The 509-nt window shown below is 59.5% G+C and carries 1 pseudogene; it reads right to left on the minus strand.

From position 1 onward, the window contains the following. Positions 1-509: pseudogene (locus EN991_RS39255) on the minus strand (DUF4403 family protein); the annotation flags it as partial.

Below are 509 nucleotides of genomic sequence, written 5' to 3' on the forward strand. Positions count from 1 at the left end.
ATCCCTTCCAGCCGGCCATCGGGCAGCGTCTTGCCAAAGCCCTTCGCCATGAGAGCGACTGGCACGTATTGGGCCACCTCCGGTTCCGACTTTGCCGCTTCCTGCAGGCCTTCGACAAGCTTGTCGAAGCCGGCGACATCGACGGTCACGCTACCTTCGGGCTTTTCGCCTGGGAATGTCATCTCGCCTTCCAAGGCGATCTCCGTATCCTTGTTCTTCACGGTGCTGTGGCCAAGCACGACCTTCGGCGTCTTGGCCATGAAGTCGGCCTTAAGCTGCTCGCCGAATTCGGCAGACAGCGGCGGATTCTTATTGAGATCAAAAGCTTCGATCGCCTTCTTCGCCATGCTGTCGAGATCGATATTGGCGCCGCCAAAGTTCAAATCGACATCGGTGGGCAACAACCCCACGCTCCAGCTCGGGAGAAGCTGGGTCGGCACGGTCAGTCCCGATGCCTTGATGCCGTAGGTGATCGTGCCGTTTTGGGCGACGCCGTCGGAGCCGAACAT

Origin of the sequence: Mesorhizobium sp. M7A.F.Ca.US.005.03.2.1 (genome assembly GCF_003997795.1) — a bacterium.
Lineage (GTDB): Bacteria > Pseudomonadota > Alphaproteobacteria > Rhizobiales > Rhizobiaceae > Mesorhizobium > Mesorhizobium ciceri.